22 protein-coding genes and 1 pseudogene are annotated in these 22,765 nt (G+C 47.2%); 5 read left to right on the top strand and 18 right to left on the bottom strand.

What is annotated here, in order from left to right:
- Positions 1-175 precede the first annotated feature (175 nt).
- Positions 176-395 (bottom strand): annotated as a pseudogene (locus ACEPSU_RS02535) (RNA-guided endonuclease TnpB family protein); the annotation flags it as partial.
- 80 nt (positions 396-475) lie between these two features.
- Here ACEPSU_RS02535 and tnpA point away from each other — a divergent pair.
- The 3 genes from tnpA (at position 476) to ACEPSU_RS02520 (ending at position 2,666) form a co-directional block, all read left to right on the top strand.
- The gene (gene tnpA / locus ACEPSU_RS02530; protein ID WP_395322682.1) at positions 476-895 is read left to right on the top strand and encodes an IS200/IS605 family transposase; all 420 of its coding nucleotides are present in this window, start codon (positions 476-478) and stop codon (positions 893-895) included.
- Between the two features lie 181 nt (positions 896-1,076).
- Positions 1,077-1,502: a MarR family winged helix-turn-helix transcriptional regulator gene (locus tag ACEPSU_RS02525; RefSeq protein WP_395322680.1), complete on the top strand. Its 426-nt coding sequence runs from the start codon at positions 1,077-1,079 to the stop codon at positions 1,500-1,502.
- A 6-nt stretch (positions 1,503-1,508) separates the two neighbouring features.
- Positions 1,509-2,666, top strand: a complete 1,158-nt coding sequence (locus ACEPSU_RS02520) for an MFS transporter (protein WP_395322678.1) — start codon at positions 1,509-1,511, stop codon at positions 2,664-2,666.
- Positions 2,667-2,909: 243 nt separating this feature from the next.
- On the opposite strand, the gene ACEPSU_RS02515 is transcribed toward ACEPSU_RS02520, so the two are convergent.
- From ACEPSU_RS02515 to ACEPSU_RS02495, 5 genes are all read right to left on the bottom strand, one after another.
- Positions 2,910-3,161 carry a hypothetical protein gene (locus ACEPSU_RS02515; RefSeq protein WP_395322676.1) on the bottom strand — a complete coding sequence of 84 codons (252 nt, stop codon included), beginning with the start codon at positions 3,159-3,161 and terminating at the stop codon, positions 2,910-2,912.
- Positions 3,162-3,286: 125 nt separating this feature from the next.
- Positions 3,287-3,979: a 2,3-diphosphoglycerate-dependent phosphoglycerate mutase gene (locus ACEPSU_RS02510; RefSeq protein ID WP_020089663.1), complete on the bottom strand. Its 693-nt coding sequence runs from the start codon at positions 3,977-3,979 to the stop codon at positions 3,287-3,289.
- A gap of 136 nt (positions 3,980-4,115) precedes the next feature.
- Entirely contained in the window at positions 4,116-5,222 is a 1,107-nt protein-coding gene (locus tag ACEPSU_RS02505; RefSeq protein WP_260340209.1) for an AI-2E family transporter, read from the bottom strand.
- Positions 5,223-5,441: 219 nt separating this feature from the next.
- The gene (locus tag ACEPSU_RS02500; protein WP_027825985.1) at positions 5,442-6,626 is read right to left on the bottom strand and encodes an ROK family protein; all 1,185 of its coding nucleotides are present in this window, start codon (positions 6,624-6,626) and stop codon (positions 5,442-5,444) included.
- Between the two features lie 539 nt (positions 6,627-7,165).
- Positions 7,166-8,053 carry a hypothetical protein gene (locus tag ACEPSU_RS02495; RefSeq protein ID WP_260340210.1) on the bottom strand — a complete coding sequence of 296 codons (888 nt, stop codon included), beginning with the start codon at positions 8,051-8,053 and terminating at the stop codon, positions 7,166-7,168.
- A gap of 206 nt (positions 8,054-8,259) precedes the next feature.
- Between ACEPSU_RS02495 and ACEPSU_RS02490 the strand changes: the two genes are divergently transcribed.
- Positions 8,260-9,462 (top strand): class I SAM-dependent methyltransferase, encoded by a 1,203-nt coding sequence (locus ACEPSU_RS02490; protein ID WP_395322673.1) that lies wholly within the window; start codon positions 8,260-8,262, stop codon positions 9,460-9,462.
- Positions 9,463-9,781: 319 nt separating this feature from the next.
- Complete coding sequence (locus tag ACEPSU_RS02485) at positions 9,782-10,687, top strand: hypothetical protein (protein WP_395322671.1); 906 nt, start codon at positions 9,782-9,784, stop codon at positions 10,685-10,687.
- Positions 10,688-10,756: 69 nt separating this feature from the next.
- On the opposite strand, the gene ACEPSU_RS02480 is transcribed toward ACEPSU_RS02485, so the two are convergent.
- The 12 genes from ACEPSU_RS02480 to ACEPSU_RS02425 form a co-directional block, all read right to left on the bottom strand.
- A complete protein-coding gene (locus tag ACEPSU_RS02480) occupies positions 10,757-11,104 on the bottom strand; it encodes an AzlD domain-containing protein (RefSeq protein WP_125701727.1) in 348 nt (115 codons plus the stop codon).
- 17 nt (positions 11,105-11,121) lie between these two features.
- Positions 11,122-11,847, bottom strand: a complete 726-nt coding sequence (locus tag ACEPSU_RS02475; RefSeq protein ID WP_395323128.1) for an AzlC family ABC transporter permease — start codon at positions 11,845-11,847, stop codon at positions 11,122-11,124.
- Between the two features lie 287 nt (positions 11,848-12,134).
- The gene (locus ACEPSU_RS02470; RefSeq protein WP_395322669.1) at positions 12,135-12,629 is read right to left on the bottom strand and encodes a GNAT family N-acetyltransferase; all 495 of its coding nucleotides are present in this window, start codon (positions 12,627-12,629) and stop codon (positions 12,135-12,137) included.
- A 94-nt stretch (positions 12,630-12,723) separates the two neighbouring features.
- Entirely contained in the window at positions 12,724-13,119 is a 396-nt protein-coding gene (locus ACEPSU_RS02465) for a type II toxin-antitoxin system death-on-curing family toxin (RefSeq protein WP_395322667.1), read from the bottom strand.
- On the bottom strand, positions 13,120-13,374 hold the full coding sequence (locus ACEPSU_RS02460) for an AbrB/MazE/SpoVT family DNA-binding domain-containing protein (RefSeq protein WP_395322665.1): 255 nt from the start codon (positions 13,372-13,374) through the stop codon (positions 13,120-13,122). It abuts the gene before it with no gap.
- Between the two features lie 145 nt (positions 13,375-13,519).
- Positions 13,520-16,591, bottom strand: coding sequence for a YhgE/Pip family protein (locus ACEPSU_RS02455; RefSeq protein WP_395361639.1), 3,072 nt, complete (start codon positions 16,589-16,591; stop codon positions 13,520-13,522).
- 412 nt (positions 16,592-17,003) lie between these two features.
- Entirely contained in the window at positions 17,004-18,329 is a 1,326-nt protein-coding gene (locus ACEPSU_RS02450) for a serine hydrolase (RefSeq protein WP_395322661.1), read from the bottom strand.
- 77 nt (positions 18,330-18,406) lie between these two features.
- Positions 18,407-19,582 carry a cell wall metabolism sensor histidine kinase WalK gene (locus ACEPSU_RS02445; protein ID WP_020089650.1) on the bottom strand — a complete coding sequence of 392 codons (1,176 nt, stop codon included), beginning with the start codon at positions 19,580-19,582 and terminating at the stop codon, positions 18,407-18,409.
- Positions 19,583-19,949: 367 nt separating this feature from the next.
- Positions 19,950-20,639 (bottom strand): response regulator transcription factor, encoded by a 690-nt coding sequence (locus ACEPSU_RS02440; RefSeq protein ID WP_020089649.1) that lies wholly within the window; start codon positions 20,637-20,639, stop codon positions 19,950-19,952.
- 238 nt (positions 20,640-20,877) lie between these two features.
- On the bottom strand, positions 20,878-21,144 hold the full coding sequence (locus tag ACEPSU_RS02435; protein ID WP_395322658.1) for a type II toxin-antitoxin system RelE/ParE family toxin: 267 nt from the start codon (positions 21,142-21,144) through the stop codon (positions 20,878-20,880).
- Positions 21,141-21,374, bottom strand: coding sequence for a type II toxin-antitoxin system RelB family antitoxin (gene relB, locus ACEPSU_RS02430; protein WP_395322656.1), 234 nt, complete (start codon positions 21,372-21,374; stop codon positions 21,141-21,143). The genes ACEPSU_RS02435 and relB overlap by 4 nt, the downstream gene beginning before the upstream one ends.
- Before the next feature lie 110 nt (positions 21,375-21,484).
- Positions 21,485-22,624 carry an IMP dehydrogenase gene (locus ACEPSU_RS02425; protein WP_395322654.1) on the bottom strand — a complete coding sequence of 380 codons (1,140 nt, stop codon included), beginning with the start codon at positions 22,622-22,624 and terminating at the stop codon, positions 21,485-21,487.
- Positions 22,625-22,765 lie beyond the last annotated feature (141 nt).

Raw genomic sequence — 22,765 nt, 5'->3', positions numbered from 1 at the left:
GTGATACGCATATCCTGAGTCAACCACGCCCGTTTAAAAACGGACGCTTGTGAGAACCACACCCCACGGCATGGCGACCACAATTTGCTTAGATACAGCGATTGCCTACGAATAGGACTTATCCGCTAATTACCAAAGCCTTTTAGGTCCGCAGGTTGCCAGGCGGACTCATTTCTTACAGGGTTGCTAAACCTTTTCCTAAAATATTTTTAGCTGCGTTATGATCACGCACATGAAACGTGCCACAATTAGGACATGTCCGCTTGCAATCAGCCAACGTCCGAAATACTCATCGCCAAAGCATGGTTCCGCAACATATTTTGACTCCGCAGCTCTTCAGCTACGACTAAATCGTGTTTTTTGATCAAGGCCGTAGAGACGTGGTGCTGGAGGTTCTTGCTTGATGGTATCATACCATATGAGTATACTGTATTCATAACAAAACAACTTATAATAATATTTATGGAGGTATCATATGAGTAAAGATATTGGCGGATCAATTCACGAACGAGGTTATGTTTACAACTTTCATTTTCACCTGGTCTGGGTCACTAAACACCGGCACGAAGCATTTACAACGCCAAAGTTAGTCGCTGAAATGACCAATATCCTAACAAAAATAGCCCTGCTGAACGAAGTAACCATTGAGCAAATGGAAGTAATGCCTGATCATATCCACTTATTACTAAGCTTTAAGCCCAAGTATGCGCCAACGAACGTTGTCAAGGCCTTCAAAGGCGGTTCAGCGCGCTTATTCTTTGAGTTACATCCAGAGATAAAAGCCCAGAAGTTTTGGAGTGGACATCTCTGGTCTCCTAGCTACTTCATGAGTACCCTTGGTAATATGAGCAAGGAAACCGTAGAAAACTACATTGCCAGTCAGCGAAGGGCATAGCGGCATTCATCCCCTGTTTGAAAGCAAGGGAATTCTGCCTAATTTATATTAAAAACTAACCATACTACAGAGATATTGCATAGTGCTGAAACAACAGCAAAGACCTTTTTCCACTTTAAAAATAAAATTGGTCTTACCAAAGTATACAGTATACTGTGCAATATACTCATGAGGTGATCACATGAATAGAGACGACATGATTTCACGGCAGCTGCTGCAACTGGCTCACAGAATTAAGCAGCGCCGAAATTTACACATTAAGAATTTGAATTTAACCACAGAGCAAGGGGATGCCTTGCGATACTTTGCGGAACATTCCCATCAAACAATCGCGATGTTTAAGGACTATCAAGGGATTACCCACCAAACTGCCCGGGTGATTGTCCAACACATGGTAACTGCGGGGGTCGTGAAACTAGTGCCCAATCCTGACGACGGCCGCTCAAAGCTAGTCGTGGTGACTGCGCTAGGGTCAACTAAATACGACCAACTCGATAAACATGGCTGGAAAACGAGTGCAGAACTTTTCGCTGGCTTTACGCCGGAAGAACAACAACAATTTCTAGCATTAGCCCGACGCGCTAATGCCAATTTAGAAGGGAAATGATTTGGCGTGCCCACACGCTTATATACCAAAGATGTTACCTTAGTTTTAGTGGCCAGTTTCTTTTATTTAATGGGACCAATGTTAATCAATCCGATAATTGCCGGATTTTCAGCCAATATCGGTGCCAGCAGTATTTTAGCCGGCGTCATTGCCGGGGCAATGAACTTGACCGCGTTAGTCTTACGGCCATTGGCTGGAAACCTAACCGACCGCGTGTCTAAATACACCCTCACGCTAATCGGTGGCATCTTACTTTTACTAGCGAGCCTCGGCTATACGTTAACCACCAACGTGGCGTTAGTTCTGATTTCCCGAGTGATTAGCGGGGTTGGCTATACATTATGTTCCGTCTGTATGGCCACTTGGATGGCTGACCTCTTGCCCGCCGACCGAATTGGTTCTGGGATGGGCATTTATGGGTTAGCCAGCGCCTTAGGAATGGCCGTGGGCCCAGCAGTTAGTGTCTATTTATACCAACACTACAGTTACCAAAGTGTCTTCTGGGTCGCCGCCCTATTCAGCATCCTCATGCTGATTGTCATTCAGTTCGTCGGCGACCATGGTCGGCCCGTTGCCCCGCGCCAAACAAATACAACCTCTGCCAAAAAAGTTCAGCTGGTTCAACCTAAAGTCGTTCCCCTGGCAGTTATCTTGCTGTTATTTTCGTTACCCTATTTTGCCACAGAAAACTACATCGTGAGTTACATTGCTCACCGACACTTTGCCGTGCCAGCGGGCGTCTTCTTTCCTACCTATGCTATTATTTTATTGGTAATGCGGATGGCATTACGCGATGCGTTTGACCACGTGCCATTCAAAAAATTCTTCTGGCTATGCTTAGGCTTTAACCTGTTGGGCATAGTCGGATTAACTGATTTAAACAATTGGTTCATGTTGTTCCTAGGAGCCTTTGGGTTCGCTGCTGGTTATGGCTTGATGTTTTCAATTTGCCAAGCAAAAGCACTGTCCCTTGTACCAATGTCGGATCGTGGCTTAGCCAACAGCACCTTCTACATTGGTATCGACCTCGGGATGTCTGGCGGACCGATGTTAGCGGGGCTTATTACTGCTATGTTTCCTTGGTCATGGCTCTACCCAGTTATGGGATTTACCTTACCATTGATTGTGGTCGTTTACTGGATTGATCGCCGGTCATTGGGCTGATGATTGCTTGAAATTAACGCCTCCTTGAACCGCAATTCAGAGTAATGCCTAATTAATCTAAGCGTTATAACGACGATGACTGGGGATTCGGTGGTAAAAAACCAGCCAACCCCTGACGAAGCCCATCGTGTCATTGTAGAAAAGGCCTCGCTACATGTTTAAATTGCATGTAGTGAGGCCTTTTCTATTGATCTTAATTAGTTATTTGGTGACAACACTTTGATTAGTGGGGCACTGTCAAACTTAGCTTGCGTCCGCATCTTCCGTCACAAACGTATGTTTGTCATCCAACACATACTGGAACTCCACAGCGTTCAACATCAAACTTGCTCGGAACAACGCCTTGATACCCTGTTCGTTGCTCATAACCACAAAGAACTCACGGTCGGTTCCACTCACGCGTTGGAAGGTTTCGTACTCGCCGGTATACCCTTCTTTGCGGAACAAGCCGATAATCTTCATCATTTCAATCTGCGTTACTTCTTTATCTGCCAAATTCAATCTCTTTTCTCTATGCTAAATTTTCGGTCAACAGCGGCCCCTCTAGTGACCGCTAGTGACAATTTTTCCCACGAAAAAGCCGCCCCCACAAACGAGGCGGCTCTGAGTCAATCAGGTAATTACTTACCTAACTTCGTCTTGTTAGTCATGTTTAACTTGTCATCGAAGTCGTAGACAACTGGTTCACCAGTAGCCATTTCGAGGTTCATGATGTCATCGTCGGAGATCCGTTCGATGTACTTGCTTAAGGCACGTAATGAGTTACCGTGGGCAGCGATGATTACGTTCTTGCCGTCGAGTAACTTAGGTGCGATTTGGTCTTCCCAGAATGGCATAACCCGTTCCAGAGTAACCTTCAAGTTTTCACCACCGGGTACGATGTTAGGGTCCAAGTTAGCGTAACGTGGATCCTTAACAGCTGAACCTTCAGCGTCTGCATCCAAGAGTGGAGGCAAAACATCGTAAGAACGACGCCAGATGTGGACTTGGTCATCGCCGTACTTTTCAGCGGTTTCCTTCTTGTTCAAACCTTGTAAAGCACCGTAGTGACGTTCGTTTAAACGCCAAGTTTTGGCTTCTGGAATCCAAAGTTGGTCGGATTCTTCCAAAACGTAGTGTAACGTCTTGATTGCCCGCTTCAGGACTGACGTGTAGGCGTAGTCGAACTTCATGCCAGATTCCTTGATCTTTTGACCAGCAGCCTTGGCTTCTTCGACACCCTTTTCGCTCAAGTCAACGTCAACCCAGCCGGTGAACTTGTTAGCTAAGTTCCATTCACTTTGGCCGTGGCGAATCAATACTAATTTTGCCATCACTTATAACCTCTTTCTTTGATAGAATACCTTGTTATTTTACACCATCTAGCGGCGAATTTCAGCTTAATTGTGCGGTTCTTTTCATGACACCGCTTACCTATCGCTTTTCTTCCCTCACCAGCTGGCAAAATGCCTACGACTTGTCGTCATCCCCATCGGAGCCATCCGACTTCCCATGGTGGTGCCGATACTCACGAATCTTCTGCACATCAACCTGTGGCCGCGGATGCAGCCCGTGAACCGGCCGCACACCCAAGATATCCAGGAAGAACGTGAAGATTGGCACCCCCACGATCAGCCCCCAGACACCAAATAATTGTTCACCAGCCAACAGTACCACGAAAGTATAGAAGATCGGTAATTCCGTGCGACTCGACATGAACTTCGGGTTCAGCACGTAGGCTTCCAACGCGTGGACCACGACAATCATAATTAGAATATAAACGATGTAGCGGAACCCACCGACCGAATAACCCAGAATCGTCAGTGGCACCACAGACACGATGACCCCAGCGACTGGAATCAAGCTCAAGATGAAGATCATGATGGCCAGCGTTGGCAATTGTGGCATGTGCATAATGGCCAGCACCACCGTCGTAATCACCGTATTGCAGAGAGCAATAAAGAACTGCGCCTCCAGCACGACCCCAAACGTATTGACGAACTTCGTTGCGAAGAAGTTGATGTCTTGGAAAATCCAGCCATAGGTACTCGTCAGGAAATGCTTGGAGAATGCCGCCATTTGCTTACTTTCAATCGTAAAGAAGTAACTCAGAATCATCGACATGAACAGCGTTAACCCAAACGATCCAATGGTCGAAATGTAAGTCAAGACGACTTTGGCGCCATTTTGAAGCTGGTTAACGATATCGGAACTCTTGATGTAATCCGAAATCCACCGAACAACCTCATTATTATCCGTCTGCGGATCTTGATAGAACTTAAAGAGCGTCTCCCCACCCTTCATGGACGACGTGATCAGCGCCGGTAGGTAGGTCGTAATCGCCAAGTACAAGCCACCAATAATGATGATGTACGCCAACGATACAATCAGTGCCGGTGGTAGCTTAACCACCTTGCGCACCGCTTTGACCAATTGCAAAATCAAAAAAGTAAAAATAAACGTTAGCAAGATCATATTCATTTCGGCCCGGATTAGCCACAAAATGAAGATCAACACGACCAACACCACGAAACGGCGGAGTCGAATGTTAGCGATAAACCGTTCCCACAAGCTCAATTATAAATCCCCCATTCCATCTTATTTTCATTATACAACATCCTTGTCAAATCCCTAATGATTTTCAACAGTCTGAAATGGGTCACTGGCCGCAACCGTACCATCCCACCGTTTGCGGCTTAGCATAAAGTTTTGGTCTGGGTCATTTTACATTAAAAACCGCGGTGAACGGTAGCTCAAAAGCCCCATTCATCGCGGTTCGGTGTAAATTCTTTTCAGTCATGACTCGACGCCCTCTAAGACTGCCGACCGCTGATTGCTAAACGTCAGTTGTAAGTCGTCCAAGCCCAATGCCTTGTGGATGATGGCCGAAGCCCCACCCTTCAAGGATGCTTCCTTGGCGTTCTTGGTCAGTAGTAACGGTGCTTTACGAATGATCGACATGTCGTCAACATACTTTCTCACAGTATCCATCATCTCAGGCAAGAGCTCCAGAATCGGCGCATTCACGATGATTGCATCCGGCGCAAAGGTATTCGACAGGTTGCCAAGCACCTTTGCCAGGTAGTACGAGAATTCATCGAGGATTGCCAGTAGCTCTGGTCGGTGCCCCAGATAGTCACGGCGAATTCGGTTAACATCCACGTGATCCAGCTTTTGATACGCCATAATCCGCTGGAGGACGGTTCCTTCCGCGACATACTGGTTGACCGTCTGCATACTCTTTTCCTGATAACGATCGGCCAGTGGGCAGGTCCCAATGTTACCGGCCTCACCGTTATGACCACGATAGAGGTGCCCCTCCGTCACGATACCGGCAGAGACCTGATCCCGAATCGTCACGGAAATCAGGTTGCGGTAAACACCTTCACCCGCGAAGTCTCGTTCGTAAATGGCAGATTCATTAGCCAAGTTTTCCAAAATAACGGGAACTTGGAACTTGTCGCTGAAGTATTTCGCCAAATCAAAGTTCTTAAAGCCCTTCAGTGAAGCTCCCAAAATTTGATTCTCGTAAATCGTGCCATCCAAACCAAAGGCAATTCCTAGCAGACGATTGTCACTCTCCGCCACGGTCGTCGCAATCTTCTCATCGATCATGTCCAGCACCGTTGTCAGATCCACGTCACGGGTAGACACGCTCGCATAATTTTCAGACCGGCCATCCAGCCGACTGGTAATCATCGAGAACCGTTGCCGTAAAATATTGATGCTGACGACATAACCATACCCCACGTTTAGCAATGCCATGACTGGTTTCCGACCACCGTTACGCGTGCTGACACCATGACCCACCTCGCGGATCAGGCCTTCGTGCAGCAACTGGCTATAAATGTCAGAAACGGTCACCTTGTTTAAACTAAGATTCCGGGAAATTTGACTACGCGAAATGGGCCCTGCGTTAACGATCTGCTGAAGAACTTGCTTCTCATTAGTTGTCCGCATGATATGTTTGTTGATAATCATAATTTTCTGTAATGCAATCTCACTGTGGCTTCGTGGTGATTTGGGAATCAAATCAGTTTTAGGTCTCGCCCCATCCCCCAAGATTGGTGCTCACCTAGCCACTGTGGGAAGCATTACTCTACCCCCCTTAGTAGAATTTTCTGATTCTAAATACATAGTAAATCACGCTTACCAATTTGGCGTGAAAAACGACTTGTGAAGTTTTTGGGGACTTTTAGGACTATCGTGGCGGGAATTCCTTGCTATGATAGGCTTTCTAGCCACTAAAATGCTTGTAGACCAATTAATTATATTATATACCCACATAAACTATTTGTTTGATAAACTTACCATCCTGTCAAATTTTAGAACTCATTCGTTAGAAATGGTAAGTTTGCTTACCAAATTAGATGCGGTGCTTTACAAATTAAGCCAAAATGTGTCTTGGGCTGGTGCCCACTGTAAACCCATGAGACCTTACAGTAATGGCACCGCTAAATTCCCCAACCTATGGGCAAATAAAAAGGAACGCCACCGTAGTCGCGTTCCTTACTAGAAATCTATTTCAGATACTGTTGCGTGTACTTCGTCAAGGAGAGGCCCTTCTTGTTAGCCTGTTGTAAGGCTACCCGGACGTCCTGATCACTCATGGCATCGGCTTGACCGCCAGCGGCGTTAATCGTCTGCCGGGCGCTACTGATCTGACCATCGGTAATCGTCTTGCCGTCCAGTTCCTTCTGGCTCTGCGTGACGGTGTATTCGTTACTCCCGGAGTAATTGCTTGCGGCCTGCTTCTCAGCGGACGTCAGCGAAGCGCTAGAGCTGCTAGCGGCACTGCTACTGCTATCCGTTGACGATGAAGACGATGCCGCCGAGCTCGTTTCACTCGTTTGTCCCGCGTTATTCGACTTCCGTAAAGCCAAGGCTTGATCGTATAAGTCCTTGTAGTAACTCTGCCGGAACTTCGCATTGTTGAAGAGCTCATCCAGCGTGGTGTTGGATTGGCCGTAGTTCAGCGCCTTGTTTTCACCTTGCGCCTTGTTTAAAATCTGCTTGAATTGTTTAACGTTAGCTCTGATCTCTTTGACCTGCTTGTAGCGGTCCTTGGCCCGTTTGACCAAGACCGTTGACGCATTCGATGTGTCCTTGACTTCCCCGTAGTACTTCTGGGCACTACTGAAATGCCGGGCTTCCAAGGCATTCTCGCCGGAAACATACCGTTGCGTCTGCGTCAGATAGTGTTGCGCCGTCTGATCATTCAGACGCCGTTTCAAGGCATTCTGAAAGTAACTCTCTGCCTGGGTGTAATGCTTACTTTGAATGGCTGTACGCCCGTTGGCCATTGCCGCTTGGTACTCTTTAGCTGTCGCGTGATGGTTCGAATACGCGTAACCGCCAATCAGCAGTGCCACAACGATTGTTGCCACGACCCATACCCATTTTTTCAAAATAAAAGACCTCCGCTGGTAAATTATGGTTATATTATACCATGCCTGTTCCATGAATCGGTGGATTTTACCGGGCTAAGTCAGGTAAAGAAAAGGTTAAGCGCTTACACTAAGAGCTTCCCCTTACGTTTACCCCATTGATAGGCGTATAATGGCGTAGTAATTTTGTTTCTTCATTAATGGAGAAACCGGAAAGGACCCATGACATGCTTGAAAAAACTTTCTACAAAACGTTTCTGAGCCACACCTTTAACATCCCTGTCCGCGTCAACTATTGGGACGGCACCAGCGATGTATACGGGACCGGCACTCCTGACGTCACCATCACCATTCACGAGGCCATCCCGGTTAGAGAGATCTCTCGCAATGCCTCGATTGCATTGGGTGAAGCCATCATGGATGGTAAGATTGAAATCGACGGAAGTATTGAAGACTTATTGACGGCCGCTTACGAAAACGCCGACAGTTTCTTCCACAATTCAAAGTTCATCCACTTCTTGCCGAAGCAAAAGCACACTGAAAAGGAAAGTAAGACTGATGTGCAGAACCACTACGACATTGGGAATAACTTCTACCAATTGTGGCTCGACGACACCATGACCTACTCTTGTGCCTACTTTGAATCACCCGATGATGATTTGTATACCGCACAGGTCAACAAGGTTCACCACATTATTAAAAAATTAAACCCACAACCTGGCAAGACACTGCTGGATATCGGTTGTGGCTGGGGAACTCTGATGCTGACGGCGGCCAAGGAATACGGCCTGCACGTCACTGGGATCACCCTGAGCCAGGAACAATACAATTACGTTAACCAACGGATTCAGGACGAAGGCTTAGCCGACGTTGCTGAAGTTCGCTTGGAAGACTACCGTGAGTTGGGTAACGAACAGTGGGACTACATTACCTCTGTAGGAATGTTCGAACACGTTGGCCAAGAAAACTTAGGCCAATACTTCGACTGCGTTCAAAAGTACCTGATGAACGATGGGGTTGCCTTGATCCACGGGATTACCCGACAACAAGGTGGCGCCAACAACGGTTGGTTGAACAAGTGGATCTTCCCAGGTGGTTACGTTCCTGGCTTGATTGAAAACACCACGCACATCATTGAAAACGGCCTCCAGATTGACGACATGGAACCCCTTCGTCGTCACTACCAAAAGACGGTGGAAATTTGGGACAAGAACTTCAACGAACACCGTGATGAAGTTGCCAAGATGTTTGACGAAAAGTTTGTGCGGATGTGGGATCTTTATCTCCAAGCTTGCGCGGCATCGTTCAAATCTGGTAATATTGACGTGATTCAGTATTTGATTTCAAAGGGCCCTTCTGCCCGGATGTTACCCATGACGCGGGACTACATGTACGATGGTACTCACGCCCAAGCGCCGGTAACGGACTAATTCAAATCTTCAGGTGACCGCGGATCATCTGATACTTAAGGCACCACTCGACTCGGATTGATCACCGGGTTGGGTGGTGCTTTTTGGTTTTGGTTGAAATTTACCGATTGTGACTGAGATACTTGAACAACGACCACCCATTATTTTTTCGGAAAAACCCTTCTGAAAACCGTGTTGAAAAGGCACTTATAACTAGCAATCCATGTAAACCATTGTTGGTGATTTTTATCTCTCCTTTTGCTGGACTAGCTAGCATGTTATAGTTGGCCTACCGCTAAGAATGTTGACTGATAAATAGTAAAGGGAGATTAATATATTTATGAAAATGCGAAAGATCGTTATGGTAGCAACACTACTAGCCGTTGTATCTGGTGGCGAACTCAGTGCCCAAGCGAAGACTAGAATGCTCGGAAAAATCACCCACGTAAAAGTAACCAAACACAAGGTGACTGGCCACACGACAAAGTATGCCCACATCAAACTTACCGGGCTAAAACACGGTGAAACGGCCAAGACTAAAGCCAACAAGCATGGGAAATTCGTGATTAAAGTCAAAAAGAACAACTTAAAGAAATTAAATTTCAAAATTAAGGCCACCAAGAGGGGCTACAAAGCCCGCACATATAAATATAAAGCTGTGAAGAAAACTGCTCCAATTGTGGAAAGACCAGAGAAAAAACCAGTGACAGAGCATGTTAACCTGCCAAAACCCATCGAAACGCCAAGCATCACTGCTCCTTCAGCAAAACCAGCACCTTCAAAGAGTACTGCACAACAAATCGCCGACTTGCGGTTACAACTAGAACAAGCAAAACAGGAGTACACTAAACTTTACATCACATTGACACCAGGGATTCAGAAGTACCAAGTTCTAAATTCAAAAGCATCAGATTTGAGTAACAATCAAACAAAAGCTCGAATCACACTTGTTAAAGCAAGACTAGAACTGGATAAAGTAACCCCAAAAGATCCCAAATACGCTGAATTAAAAAATGCGGTTCAAAATGCACAGGCAGATTTGAACAAGGCAAACATCACCTACTATGAATTTACAGATATAAATAAAAAGCAACTTGAAAATTACGGCAAAGTGCAGTCCAAAATTAACGCTGCGGGTAATCACGTCTGGGATATAGCTCATCAGCTCGCTACATTACAACCCGACATGCCATATGAAGGTGACGGAAACGACTTAGTTCCTTCAGACATTCATCCAGAAGCTTAAAACTACATCCACCTAAAAAGGGACCTCACCAACCGGCAAGGTCCCATTAATTTTATAGATTTGATTTGGTCACGCCATGAACATCGATAAGATGAAGACGCCAATCAGGCCCACGACAACCGAAATGGCCATCGACCGGGTTCGGTAGGCAACGATAATCACGACCACTGCGGCCAGCATTTCTGAATACTTGTCGAGTAGTAGTGCGTAACTAGCGCTGTCGATGAAGATATCCTTCACGACTAGCGCCGTAAACAGTGATACCGGCACGAACTTCATCCATTCGTTGAACCATTCCGGAATCGCCCGCTTTGTGAACAACATCAGCGGGAAGAAACGCGGGATAAAGGCCACAATAAAGCCTAAAATAATTAGCCAAAAGTGTTGCGTACTGTTCCACGTATTAACTGCGTTCATATAGCTCTCCCTGTGTCCTAATTAGCATCCGAATGCTCCACGGCTTTCTTCTTGGACCCCGGACTTCGCAGGCGCCACAGCCAATGACTGTCTGGCAACCGTTTGCGGAGCGTGGCTTCCAATCCGAAACCGATCAGTGAAGCAATAATTGTCGAAATAACCAACCCTAACGTGCTCTTGGTCAGCATCATGCAGACTGCTGCGAGCACTCCTGAAATCAGGCAAATCACGATGGTCAGGCGGTTCTTGATCTGCATAACAATCATGTACAAGAACAGCGCCGTCAGCGCAAAATTAACGATACTGAGATCAATCTTCAAGGCGCTGCCAATCAGACTCCCAACAATGTTACTAGCTGCCCAGAACAGCAAGGAATAATGCTCCACCATTAGAGCTTCCTTACCCGTCCACTTTTTATCAGTGGCAAATTTTAAGTAGTTAATGGCGTAATTTTCATCGTTTAACGAAACCGCGAACATGAAAAGGAAGCGGTTGGATGAGCCCTTTAAGTATGGTGATAAACTCGAACTCAGTAATGCATACCGTAATTCCAGGAAAAACAGCATCAAAACAATTGATAGTAATGGGGAATTAATAGTCAACATCGTGGCAATTAAAAATTGTGCCCCACCGGAAAAGATCAACAAAGAAACTAATCCAGTCAGTAAGGTATTGAACCCTGCCGCGTGTAGCAAAATCCCACAAGCCAGCCCGATTGGAATGTAGCTTAAATTAAGGGGCATGGCTACCCGCAATGTCGACCGCCATAAGGGTTCGTTGGGGTCCGGCACTTGCTTGGGGTTTGGCCGTCGTTTATTCAAGAATGTTTGCCTCCGTCGAATACTCTGAGATATGAAGCAACCTAACGGGTTCCCCCGTTATGCATAAAACCACACGATGATATTTTAACATGTTTCAGGGCATTTTCATATAACATATACAATATTTATCAAGGATGAGCCCGCATTATTCCCGGTTTCATTAACCATTTGTGAAAAATCACGGCAAGTTTTCATAACTTATAAACATATTAGAAATGATGCCCATAAACCTCTAGGTCAGCTGTGAATCCCGTCATGTCTGCTATTGCTGGCAAGTGCCCCCAGTGCGCATAGCCCGCTTTTTCGAAAAGATGCCGACTTGCCTGGTTGTGCCCGAAGATCCGAGAGATGACACTGGTGATGCCCAACCGCGGCGCCTGCATGGCTACCCAGTCCACGGCTTGTGTTCCCAAATGCTGTCCCTGGTGGTCAGCGTCCAAATACAGCGCAATTTCGGCCGTATGACGGTAGCCTGCCCGATCACTGTAACGTTCCAAGCCCACGAAGCCAGCGGTCTCTCCGTCGCTCTCAATCACCCATAACGGGAAGCGCTGCGGGTCGAACGAGGCGAACCAAGGCTGCCGCTGGGCCACCGTCACCGGCGTCAAGTCTGCCGTGCTCCCCTTTGTGGCAACTGCCTGATTATAAATCGCAATGATTGCGTCCTGGTCGTCGACCTCAGCAATCCGAAAGTTAACGGACATACTGTCTCCTCTTTTCTCTTATCTGCAATCCATTATACGCAAAAAGTGCCGCGAAACCAGAGGCTTCACGACACTAAATTTACATATTATTGGTTCATTTCAATTTATGCAGATGCTTTTGGAATATGCGATACACATCTTCATATTTCAGTTTATTTTCATCAACTGAAGCTACCTTTAATGCCAAGTCAGCAATTCCTTGGTTCGATAAATTCAATTGAAAACCATTCATTTTCGCTATAACTGATGCCGCCATAACCGCCGTTCTTTTGTTTCCGTCTTCAAATGGATGTAAATTGATAATTTTGATAAAAACTATACCGATCTTTTTATAGAACTCTGAATAAGCTTCAATACCAAAGAATGCTTGTTGAGGTAATGCTTCAATCGATTCAAGACCCTTAGCATTACGGACAGTTGATTTTTCACTCGTGTTAAGTAAAACTGCTGTGTTCAATGCAATAAGTTCTGAAGTGGTTAAATACTTCATTTACTCATCACTCTTCTTTAATATTTCCAATGCATCATGATATTCAACAAGTGTTTCATTCATTGCTTTAATAAACTCAGAAGATAGCTCACTCTTTTTTTTAACAATCTTTAGCCCATCATTTGTCAAACTTACTTCAAGTTTTGTCTTCTTGGTAATTCCCAATTTCTTTGCCATTTCTGCGGGAATAGTAACGCCGAGAGAATGTCCAACACTGATAACATTTCTTTCTTTACTTAAAGATATATTTTCCATAATCCCACCTCTGACATCATTTGTTTTGTGAGTATAACATCATAACGTTATAACGTCAAAACATTAAGCTGTTTAAAAAAAAAAGAGGCCAAACTCTAAACGAGTTGAGCCTCTCCGAAATTCAGTTATTGATGCTTCTTAATTTTTAGGAATGAGCTTTCGTGTTCGGATCTTCAACCGCTTGTAACTTCTGGTTGTCATCCAATTGCGAGATTCCCATCAAATGCTTCTTCTGCAACCAAACCATTGTTGGCCAGAGCAGTGCTAAACCAAGAATGGTAAAGAGTGCTAAGACCCACAGTGCTTGACCGACCATGCCGGACATCCCTGACGTAATGGCTTGACGGAATCCGAGGATTGAGTAAGTCATTGGCAAGAATGGGTGCACGACGTTGTAGAAGTGGTTCGTTACTTCCATTGGGAACGTCCCACCGGAACCACCTAATTGCAGCATCAGGAGAACCATGGCGATGAAACGACCAGGGTTGTCCAGTAACATTGACAGGAACATGACGATAAACATCGACGCCTCGGCGAAGAACACGGAGATCAGAATCATTTGACCTGGGTGATCGACGGACAAGCCCCCTAGCATCATCAACGCTGGTTCAATCAGCCCCATGGCAAGTCCTTCGACTGCACCAATGGAAACCTTACTCAAGAACCAACCCGTAGCGGTCCCACCTTCGCGAGAAACCTTCCGAATTGGGAAAGCAAAGTTGAATACCAAAGCCCCAACGTACAAGGCAACAGACAGCACGTAAGGTGCTAAGGCGTGACCATAGTTTGGCACGTAACTGTAGCTTTCATGCTTCAGATTGGTTGGTGCGGCAAACATGTCAGCCGTCTTGCTACTCAATGGTTGGGCTTTAATCTGATCAGCACCACTCTTCAAGGACTTGGCCAACGTGCCATTCCCGTCAGAGAGCTTCTTGGCCCCTTGCATCAATTGGTTACTGTTGTCGTCGAGTTTCTTTGACCCAGCAGCCAATTGGTTAACCCCACTGGTCAGCGTTGGTACCTTGCTGTTCAGCGTGTTTAAGCCAGAAGTCAGTTGACCGGATCCATTCATGAGTTGTGCGGATGAACTAGTCAGCTTGTTGCCGGCTGCGGTTAACTTGCCCGTGTTGGCGTTAAGCTTGTTGACACCGGCAGCGGCAGTCTGAAGGCCACCATTTAATTGCGTAGCTCCAGAAGCAAGACCTTTGACACCAGTCTTCAACGCAGGACTATTCTTAGCCAATTTTTTTGACCCATTAGCTAACTGAGTAACCCCAGCCGTCAATGTCGGTACACTCTTGTTCAACGTCGTCAAACCATCCGTTAAACTGTTAGACCCATTTAGCGCGCTTGAAACACCTGCTGTATAAGTATCTAACCCGGTGCTCAATTGATTTGCACCACTGACCAACTTATTCACGTCATCCGTAGAGCTACCAAGCTTTGAAATGGCGGAACTATTATTTTTCAGTACTGTAATCGCACTATTCAATTGTGCCAAATCAGTAGAAGTTATTCCAGAGCCAAGTGCTTGCTGTGCAATTGCTTGCAACGATGCAGAATCAGTTTGCAAAGCAGTTGCTGCTGATTGCAGGGCAGTCAGATTAGACTGTAATGACTGCAATTCCTTTAGTAAAGCTGCCGCATGCGTTACTAAATCAGTAGTTGGATCACTACTTGCTGCGTTTGTCGTCTCAGTCGATTTGATTAAACTAGCCTTGTTAGAAACAGTTTGCGTATCAGCAGCTACCTGCTTGGCTAACTTTTCCGTATCTTCACCGTTTGCAGCAGCTTTGCTTAAGGCTGCTGCGTCGCTACTGGCTTTATCCGCAGCACTCTGCGTTGCATCCACACCATCAGTAGTCGTTGTTTTAGTCGTTGCTTGCTTTCCAGAGGCACCCGCAATACTTACTAAGTCCTTTTGAACCTCTCCAGCTGCACTCTGTAAATCCGACTGACCACTTACCAATCCAGCCTGAGCAGTCTTCAGCGCAGCAACATCTGAAGTGATTTTTGTAATATTATCACTGCTCAAAGCCCCTGTATCAACCAAAGCGGTCAACAATTTCTGAGCAGAGTCCAATTGTTGCGTATTACTAGTTAAGGTTTCCAAGGTTGTCAATCCTGGTGCTAAAGTCGTCAAGAGTGACTGCATTTGCGACAAACCACTCGCTAAAGAACTAGCTCCTGTTGTTAATGCACCTGAATTATTGTCCAACTTCTTTAAACCAGATGATAAACTCTTACTACCGGAACTTAATTTTGTAACGCCAGTAGCTAAAGGTCCAACCTTATTCGTTAACTTTTGTAACCCATTGTTTAAAGTGTAAACACCGTCAACATAGGTATAAGTTCCCGTTTTCAAAGTGTTGGCGCCACTAGCCAGTTTAGAAGTCCCTGCAGTCAACTGTGGCATCCCAGCACTTAATTTGCTGACACCACCAGTAAACTGGTTAACCCCATTAGCATACTGTCCAACCCCACTGGTATACTTCGCCAGTCCGGATTGCAGCGTCTGAGACCCGGTCGACAGCTTTTGAATCCCGGTAGCCAATGGCTTAACGGAGGTCTTCATTTGTTGCAGACCGTTATTCAGCGTGTGGACCCCTGTTGTGTAGGTGTTCAGGCCATCCGTTAAGGTAACCGTCCCGTCCTTCAACTTGGCGGAACCCTTGGCAGCCTTGTCCATCCCTTGGCCGACAGCGTAGATCTGCTTGAAGGTTGCTTGGGCGTATGCCTTCGTCACCTTGGCACGAATTTGACTGTCCAGCTTGGAAGAACCCACCTCACTCATAACTTGGGCGATGTAGTTGGCCGAACCGTTCGTCTTGTAGGTAAACGTCATCTTCTTGGGATTCTTGTTCAGCGCCGTTGCGGCGTTGGCAGAGAAGTTCTTGGGAATCGTGATCACCGTGTAGTACTTGTGATGCTTCAATCCATCGGCCGCCGTCTTAGCAGACACGAACTTCCAACCCAATTGCTTATTCTTCTTCAAATTGGTGATCGTTTGATCCCCAACGTTTAGCTTCTGACCCTGGTAAGTCACCGGTTTATCCTGGTTGACCACCGCAACGGGCAGCTCGCCGGTCTCCCCATACGGGTCCCAGACCGACTTCAGAAAGAAGATACTGTAGAGGAATGGAATAAACATAATGGCAAGAACGGAGATTAAAATCAACCGATTATGCCGAATGTAATTCCATTCGCCTTTAATCATATTCACAAATGCCAACTCCCTTTATCCTCAAAATTACTTTAAAATTGCGCGTTTTCAGCTAATAATAAAAGTATCTTCGCACATTAATGCTTGACTTGTCAAAAATACAACACGCCATCGACAATCTTTAGAAATCGTCACCAATCCTATAAAGTCAACGTTCAAGCATCCTCACATATAATAAATTAAATTTCACTGAGCACAACGTTCAGGTAATTTCCTAACGATATGCCTAATTGTAGCGGGCCTAAACGGCAACCACCTTGACCGAAATCAAGTTGAATGGCGCTATTAACCATGATAACCGAAAATAGCCCAACCGGCACAACTATTTTACCAAAACTTGCAAAGTTCAGCGGCCGCACAAAAAGAGCCGCTCACCAGCTGGCAAGCGACTCGTCAATCTTCTCAATTAGAATAAAGCCACAATTGACCGCCACATCCGGACGAAGACGTTCGCCTTCTCAACGGACTGCGTTACCTTCAATGGCACCTTGGTCGTCTTGGTATTGCCCAAGAAGCCTAACTGGTCACCCTTCAAAGAAATATTGGCTGTCCCAATCGTTGCGTTCTTAGTCACAGGTGCTTCCAAGTCACCCTTGTTGCTGTACTTGGACTTCAACTGCGTCTTAGCAGAAACGTTGCTGGCAACTTGGTCATCGCGAATCCACAGCTTAACGTCTTGACCCAGCGCCGTCTTAGCGGTCTTAGCCTTGGCATCGTGAGTTGTAACCGTCTTAGCACCCTTGATCTGCGTGCCAGCCTTATAGCTGACCGTCTTGAAGTTGTTGTAGACGTAAGACATCATCTTTTGCGTTTGTTGGAAACGAGAAGCATCGGTCTCCGACTTGTGCGCCGCGTGCAACACGACCGTCACGATTCGGTTACCATCGTTGTTAGCCGTCCCGGTGAAGTTCGCACCGGCAGCGTCAGATGTCCCAGTCTTCAAGCCGTCCACGTGGAGTTTAGAATAAGAAGCGGACAAGCCCTTCAACATCCAGTTCCAGTTATCCATCTTGGTGGCGTCGTTCGTGCCCTTTTCAAACCACATCTTCTTAATGCTCGTTGTCTGTAAGACTTCAGGGTACTTGTCCAACAGTGCAACCGCCAACTTAGCTTGGTCGGCCGCAGACCATTCGTTTTCGGCAGACCCTTTAACGTTACTGTAACCGAGGTTCCCAACTTGCTTGTTGGTCAGCCCACAGGCGTTGTAGATCTTAACGTCCGTCATCCCCAGCTTCTTGGCTTGCGCCTTCATCTGAGTCACAAACGCGTGAGGTGAACCCGCCACAGCGACCCCCAGAGCTTCCACAGCCCCGTTGGCCGAGTAAATCAAGGATGCTTGATACAGGGACTTAACCGTGTACTTGTGACCCGCCCGCAAAGGGACGTTGGACAAATCTGTATTTTGGGCAACCTTGGCGATGTCCTTACTGATGGTAATCTTTTGGTCCCACTTTAACTTGCCTGACTTGATGGCATCTAGCACCATGTAGATTGACAACAGCTTGGTCATCGACGCAACGGGCAATGTTTGGTCAGCATTCTTGTTGTACAAGATCTGACCGGTCTTGGCGTCGACCGCAATACCGGCCTTGGCCTTCAAGTTAACCGTGGTGCTGTTACTGTTGGTTGCGGCCTGAGCCGTAACCGGTGCACTCAAACTACTGATACCACCAGTGACCAGCGTTACCGCAGTCACCAGCCCAATAACGAGTTGCCGTAATCGTTTCATCATTAAAATCAAAACTCCTCTATCTTATGTAAGGCCAGAAGCGGCCCTTGTTTTTTATGTCAACTTTAGCAATGTCATACTTAGCTTACTGTTCCCGGCGTCTTCAAACGTTGCGGAATGGCCAGTGGCTGGTCGTGCTTGACCGGTAAGTGAATCACGAAGCTGGTCAACGCATCGTCCGACTCCACGTAGATGTACCCGCCGTGAAGGGCCACGATACTCTGGGCAATAGCCAGTCCCAGTCCAGTTCCACCAGTCTCTTTGGATCGTGATTCTTCAACCCGGTAGAACCGCTCGAAGATCATGTTCAATGACTCTTTAGGAATCTTTGGTCCATCGTTGGTCACGCGAACCTCCAATTCAGTGGAACTGATCTGGTTAGCAACCAAGTTGATGTGTTTCCCGCCATCGCCATACTTCAAGGCATTGGCAACCAAATTGTTGAAGACCCGCACCAATTTCTCGGGGTCGGCCTCCATCATCATCGTTTCCGATGAATTCTCGGCACCAATCGTCATGCCCTTCTTCTGGGCCTCCAGTTCAAAGCTGGCACCCAACTGCTCGAGCATCGCTGCCAAGTTGATATTGGTCAAACTCAGCGGCGTATCCGTCTGCCGGACCTTGGTGTACTCGAAGAGGTCGTCCACCAAGGATTTCATCTGTTTAGACTTCAAAAATGCCGTGTGCGTGTACTTAAGGAGGTCATCCTCACTGTGGTACTGTTTATCCTCAATCAGCCCCAAATAGCCGATAATCGATGTTAACGGCGTTCGAATGTCGTGACTGACGTTGGTGATCAGCTCATCCTTGGATTTCTCAATGGCCCGTTCCTCATTCATCGAATTGATGACGGAATCGACCAATGCGTTAACGGAATCCACGACCCGCTGAACGTCACCACTAACCCGAAACGGAATCCGGTGGTCGAAGTGACCGCTGGCAATGTAGTGCAGTTCATCAATGATGTGCCACAATTGCATCTGCCGGTACCGCCGAATCAGCCGCCACCAGACGACCCAGGTATCGGCCACCAGCATCAGACCAATGAACAGGTTCTCCCAGCTCCAAAGCTGAAAGTGGTTGGGCCCCAAGACGACAGACCGTTTGATGATGAAGATGCCATCACGCAAGCCAGGATTACTCTCGATGGCCTGCACGATCAGTACCAGTAAGGCCAGGTTCAGCATCAGCAGGAGGATAACGGTTACGACCCCTTCCATGAACAGCGCACTCTTCTCGCGCGTGGTTAGCTTCATGGTTGAGCCTCCCAGATATTAAATTGGTAATTGTTGATTAAGTCCATGTTGCGCTCCTACTCTTCTGGTTACGGTTGGGATTGTGGCGCCCGGCTTGACGGGTTCGGTAACTGGTTGGGATTGCGGTCTCGGCAGACTGGTTTGAATCGTGATTGCGCAACGCCCCAAATTCCTTCGACCCACTCGTCTGTTCAATTTAGGTTGCCGAACTCTGAGGTCAGCCTACTTTGCCGAAACGTGTTCCAGCAGGCAGTCAGCTCCGCTTAACCCCGCTAGGCCAAAAATCCAAGCCCGGGATTTTCACCCTAGCGACGTTAATGCTCACTAACTCCCGCCTGCTTCCACACTCTTTTCCGCTCCACACTCTTTAACGAGACTCGATCTTATACCCGACGCCCCAAACAGTCTGGATGACCTTTTCGCCGTTGGTGGCGTCTTCGATCTTATCCCGTAAGTGACTGACGTGGACCATGACGGTCTTGGCCGACACAATACTTTCCTGACGCCATACCCGTTCGAAGATTTCGTCCGCTGAGAAGACGCGGTTAGGGTGGCTAGCCAGTAAGTAGAGGATCCCGAATTCTAAGGCCGTCAGGGAAACCGTCTTGCCGGCAATCGTCTTGACCTCGTGGGAGTCCTTGTTGATGGTCAACGTTCCAATATCCAAGATATCAGGACTGTCATCGGTCACTTGATCTTGGCTCCGCCGCAACAGTGACTTGACTCGTGCCATAACTTCTAAGGGGTTAAATGGCTTGGTGACATAATCATCGGCACCAGAAATCAACCCCTGAATCTTATCCATGTCGCCGGTCTTCGCCGACAGAATCAGGATGGGAATCTGAGAATCTTTCCGAACTTCCTTCATGACTTCGATCCCACTCATTTCAGGCATCATGATGTCTAAGATCATCAAAGCAATGTCCGGCGTGGTGTGGAGCTTGGTCAAGGCTTCCTTCCCATCGTAAGCCGTGATGGGTTCGTAACCTTCATTTTTAATGTAGATTTCAAGTAATTGTGCAATTTCTTTATCGTCATCGACAACTAAAATTTTCATGTGGTCTATTCTCCTTTAATCACTAGGCTAATTCACTAGCGGTCCTGCCCCGTAGGTTTAAGTCTATTCTAACAAATAACCTGGGCCAAGCGACCGGAAAACCCGAACCTTTAGCCGGGCGTAAGGCACTTAACCATTCCTTAATCTTACACTATTTTCGAGTGACTCGCCAACCCAACAGTTAAGGTTCAATTAAGCCGAAATCATGACTTAGGTATAGTCGCTACCACTAACCAGCCTAACCATAAATATCGCGTCGATGACCAATTGATAGCGTCAAAACAACCAGCTTATCGGCTTGTAGCTCACAAATAATTCGGTAGTCGCCCACCCGATAGCGCCATAGTCCAGCAAGATTGGCCGCCAACGCCTTACCCTTGGTAGTTGGGTCGGCAATCCCATCAATATTTGCATAGAGCCACCGCGAAATAATCATGGCCTGATGTTTATCCATTTTGCGTAGTTGCTTAACGGCGTCATGGCTGAATTCCAAACGATAGCTCATTCCTTGAACCCACCGAACTCGTCGATGACCTCCTGCATAGAGACTGTCTTCTGACCGCTCTCCTGGTAGTGCTTGTACGCTGCTTCGGCCATCAAGGTATCGTATTTGTCCTCTAACTGTTCCATCGAATACTTCTTAACCAGATCAGATAGCGATGTGCCATAGAACTCTGCCATATGGGTCAGCCAGTCCTTCTCAGCCTCACTAACTCGAATTGAAATCATTGCCATTCGTCTTCACCTCATTTGTATTACATTGTATTACACTGCTCGAACAAAACCTAGGGGATTGCTCAAAAAAAGCTAACCCCTACATCGAGTTAGCTTTTCCCAGTAATGATTTATTTGTAATTAGGTGCGGCCTTCGTGATCTGAACGTCATGTGGATGAGATTCAATCAACCCGGCGTTAGAGATCCGGACGAATTGGGCGTTGTCAATCAGGCTCTGCACGTTGGCACTCCCGGTGTAACCCATACCGGAACGTAAGCCACCTACCATTTGGAAGATGATGTCGTTCACGCTACCCTTGTATTCCACGCGGGCTTCGATACCTTCTGGCACCAGCTTGTTAGCTTCGTTGACGCCGCCTTGGAAGTAACGGTCGGCGGAACCATGAGACATGGAAGCCAGACTTCCCATCCCCCGGTACGTCTTATACTTCTTACCACCGTCTTCGATGATGTCGCCAGGCGCTTCATCGGTCCCGGACAGCATGGAGCCAAACATCACGGCGTTACCACCAGCGGCCAAGGCCTTCACGATGTCACCGGAGTACTTGATTCCCCCGTCGGCGATGATTGGCTTGCCAAATTCACGGGCCACGTTGGCAGCGTCATAGATGGCGGTGATCTGTGGAACGCCGACACCGGCAACCACTCGCGTCGTACAGATGGAACCAGGACCGATACCAACTTTAACGACGTCGACGCCGGCTTCAAACAGGGCCCGCGTGCCTTCGCCCGTAGCGACGTTACCCGCAATCAGCGTCGCATCTGGGAACTGTTGGCGAATCTCGGCAACTTTGCGGAGCACCCCAGCGGAGTGACCGTGCGCCGTATCAATGATGATGGCGTCGGCACCGGCCTTGAGTAAGGCGTCGGCCCGGTCAAATGTGTCGGAGGTCACCCCAACGGCAGCGGCGACCAGCAAGTGATTGTTGGCGCCAACGGCAGCGTTAGGATATTGGTCGGTATCGTTAGCGATGGCCTTCACGTCGGCAACCATTTTGGCTTGCGATTCGGCGCTCATATTTTTGTGGATGACCCCGAGGCCCCCGTTACGGGCCATGGTCGTGGCCATCGTGGTCTCGGTGACCGTATCCATCGAGGCACTTAAGAACGGAACGTTCAGCTTCAAGTTTGGCGCTAATTGGACACTCAGATCAACTTCATTCGGTAAAACGTGGCTTTCTGCGGGTATTAACAAAACATCATCAAATGTGATTCCTTCTTTAGCAAACTTCGTGTCCCAATTAGACATAGTTGATATCGCTCCTCTTTAATTTAGTCTCAGGCTCGGTTAGGAATCCTGGGAGATATTGTTTCTAAATTTACCAGTCTAGGCCACTCAGGTCAAGGACTCTCACCGAACTATCATACTTCAATCGAATCCACCGAGTAA

This window comes from Levilactobacillus parabrevis (assembly GCF_044051715.1).
GTDB classification, from domain to species: domain Bacteria; phylum Bacillota; class Bacilli; order Lactobacillales; family Lactobacillaceae; genus Levilactobacillus; species Levilactobacillus parabrevis.
Note: the sequence above shows the minus strand (reverse complement) of the source record. Positions and strands in the feature narration are given on the sequence as shown.

Bases quoted from the DNA above. Each gene is read 5' to 3' on its own strand.
- ACEPSU_RS02475 (WP_395323128.1), bottom strand. From the start codon at position 11,847: ATGCCCCTTAATTTAAGCTACATTCCAATCGGGCTGGCTTGTGGGATT.
- ACEPSU_RS02445 (WP_020089650.1), bottom strand. From the start codon at position 19,582: ATGAAGCTAACCACGCGCGAGAAGAGTGCGCTGTTCATGGAAGGGGTC.
- ACEPSU_RS02460 (WP_395322665.1), bottom strand. From the start codon at position 13,374: ATGGAAAATATATCTTTAAGTAAAGAAAGAAATGTTATCAGTGTTGGA.
- ACEPSU_RS02455 (WP_395361639.1), bottom strand. From the start codon at position 16,591: ATGATTAAAGGCGAATGGAATTACATTCGGCATAATCGGTTGATTTTA.
- ACEPSU_RS02425 (WP_395322654.1), bottom strand. From the start codon at position 22,624: ATGTCTAATTGGGACACGAAGTTTGCTAAAGAAGGAATCACATTTGAT.
- ACEPSU_RS02435 (WP_395322658.1), bottom strand. From the start codon at position 21,144: ATGAGCTATCGTTTGGAATTCAGCCATGACGCCGTTAAGCAACTACGC.
- ACEPSU_RS02470 (WP_395322669.1), bottom strand. From the start codon at position 12,629: ATGTCCGTTAACTTTCGGATTGCTGAGGTCGACGACCAGGACGCAATC.
- ACEPSU_RS02510 (WP_020089663.1), bottom strand. From the start codon at position 3,979: ATGGCAAAATTAGTATTGATTCGCCACGGCCAAAGTGAATGGAACTTA.
- ACEPSU_RS02490 (WP_395322673.1), top strand. From the start codon at position 8,260: ATGCTTGAAAAAACTTTCTACAAAACGTTTCTGAGCCACACCTTTAAC.
- relB (WP_395322656.1), bottom strand. From the start codon at position 21,374: ATGGCAATGATTTCAATTCGAGTTAGTGAGGCTGAGAAGGACTGGCTG.
- ACEPSU_RS02525 (WP_395322680.1), top strand. From the start codon at position 1,077: ATGAATAGAGACGACATGATTTCACGGCAGCTGCTGCAACTGGCTCAC.
- ACEPSU_RS02485 (WP_395322671.1), top strand. From the start codon at position 9,782: ATGAAAATGCGAAAGATCGTTATGGTAGCAACACTACTAGCCGTTGTA.
- tnpA (WP_395322682.1), top strand. From the start codon at position 476: ATGAGTAAAGATATTGGCGGATCAATTCACGAACGAGGTTATGTTTAC.
- ACEPSU_RS02500 (WP_027825985.1), bottom strand. From the start codon at position 6,626: ATGATTATCAACAAACATATCATGCGGACAACTAATGAGAAGCAAGTT.
- ACEPSU_RS02450 (WP_395322661.1), bottom strand. From the start codon at position 18,329: ATGATGAAACGATTACGGCAACTCGTTATTGGGCTGGTGACTGCGGTA.
- ACEPSU_RS02480 (WP_125701727.1), bottom strand. From the start codon at position 11,104: ATGAACGCAGTTAATACGTGGAACAGTACGCAACACTTTTGGCTAATT.
- ACEPSU_RS02465 (WP_395322667.1), bottom strand. From the start codon at position 13,119: ATGAAGTATTTAACCACTTCAGAACTTATTGCATTGAACACAGCAGTT.
- ACEPSU_RS02440 (WP_020089649.1), bottom strand. From the start codon at position 20,639: ATGAAAATTTTAGTTGTCGATGACGATAAAGAAATTGCACAATTACTT.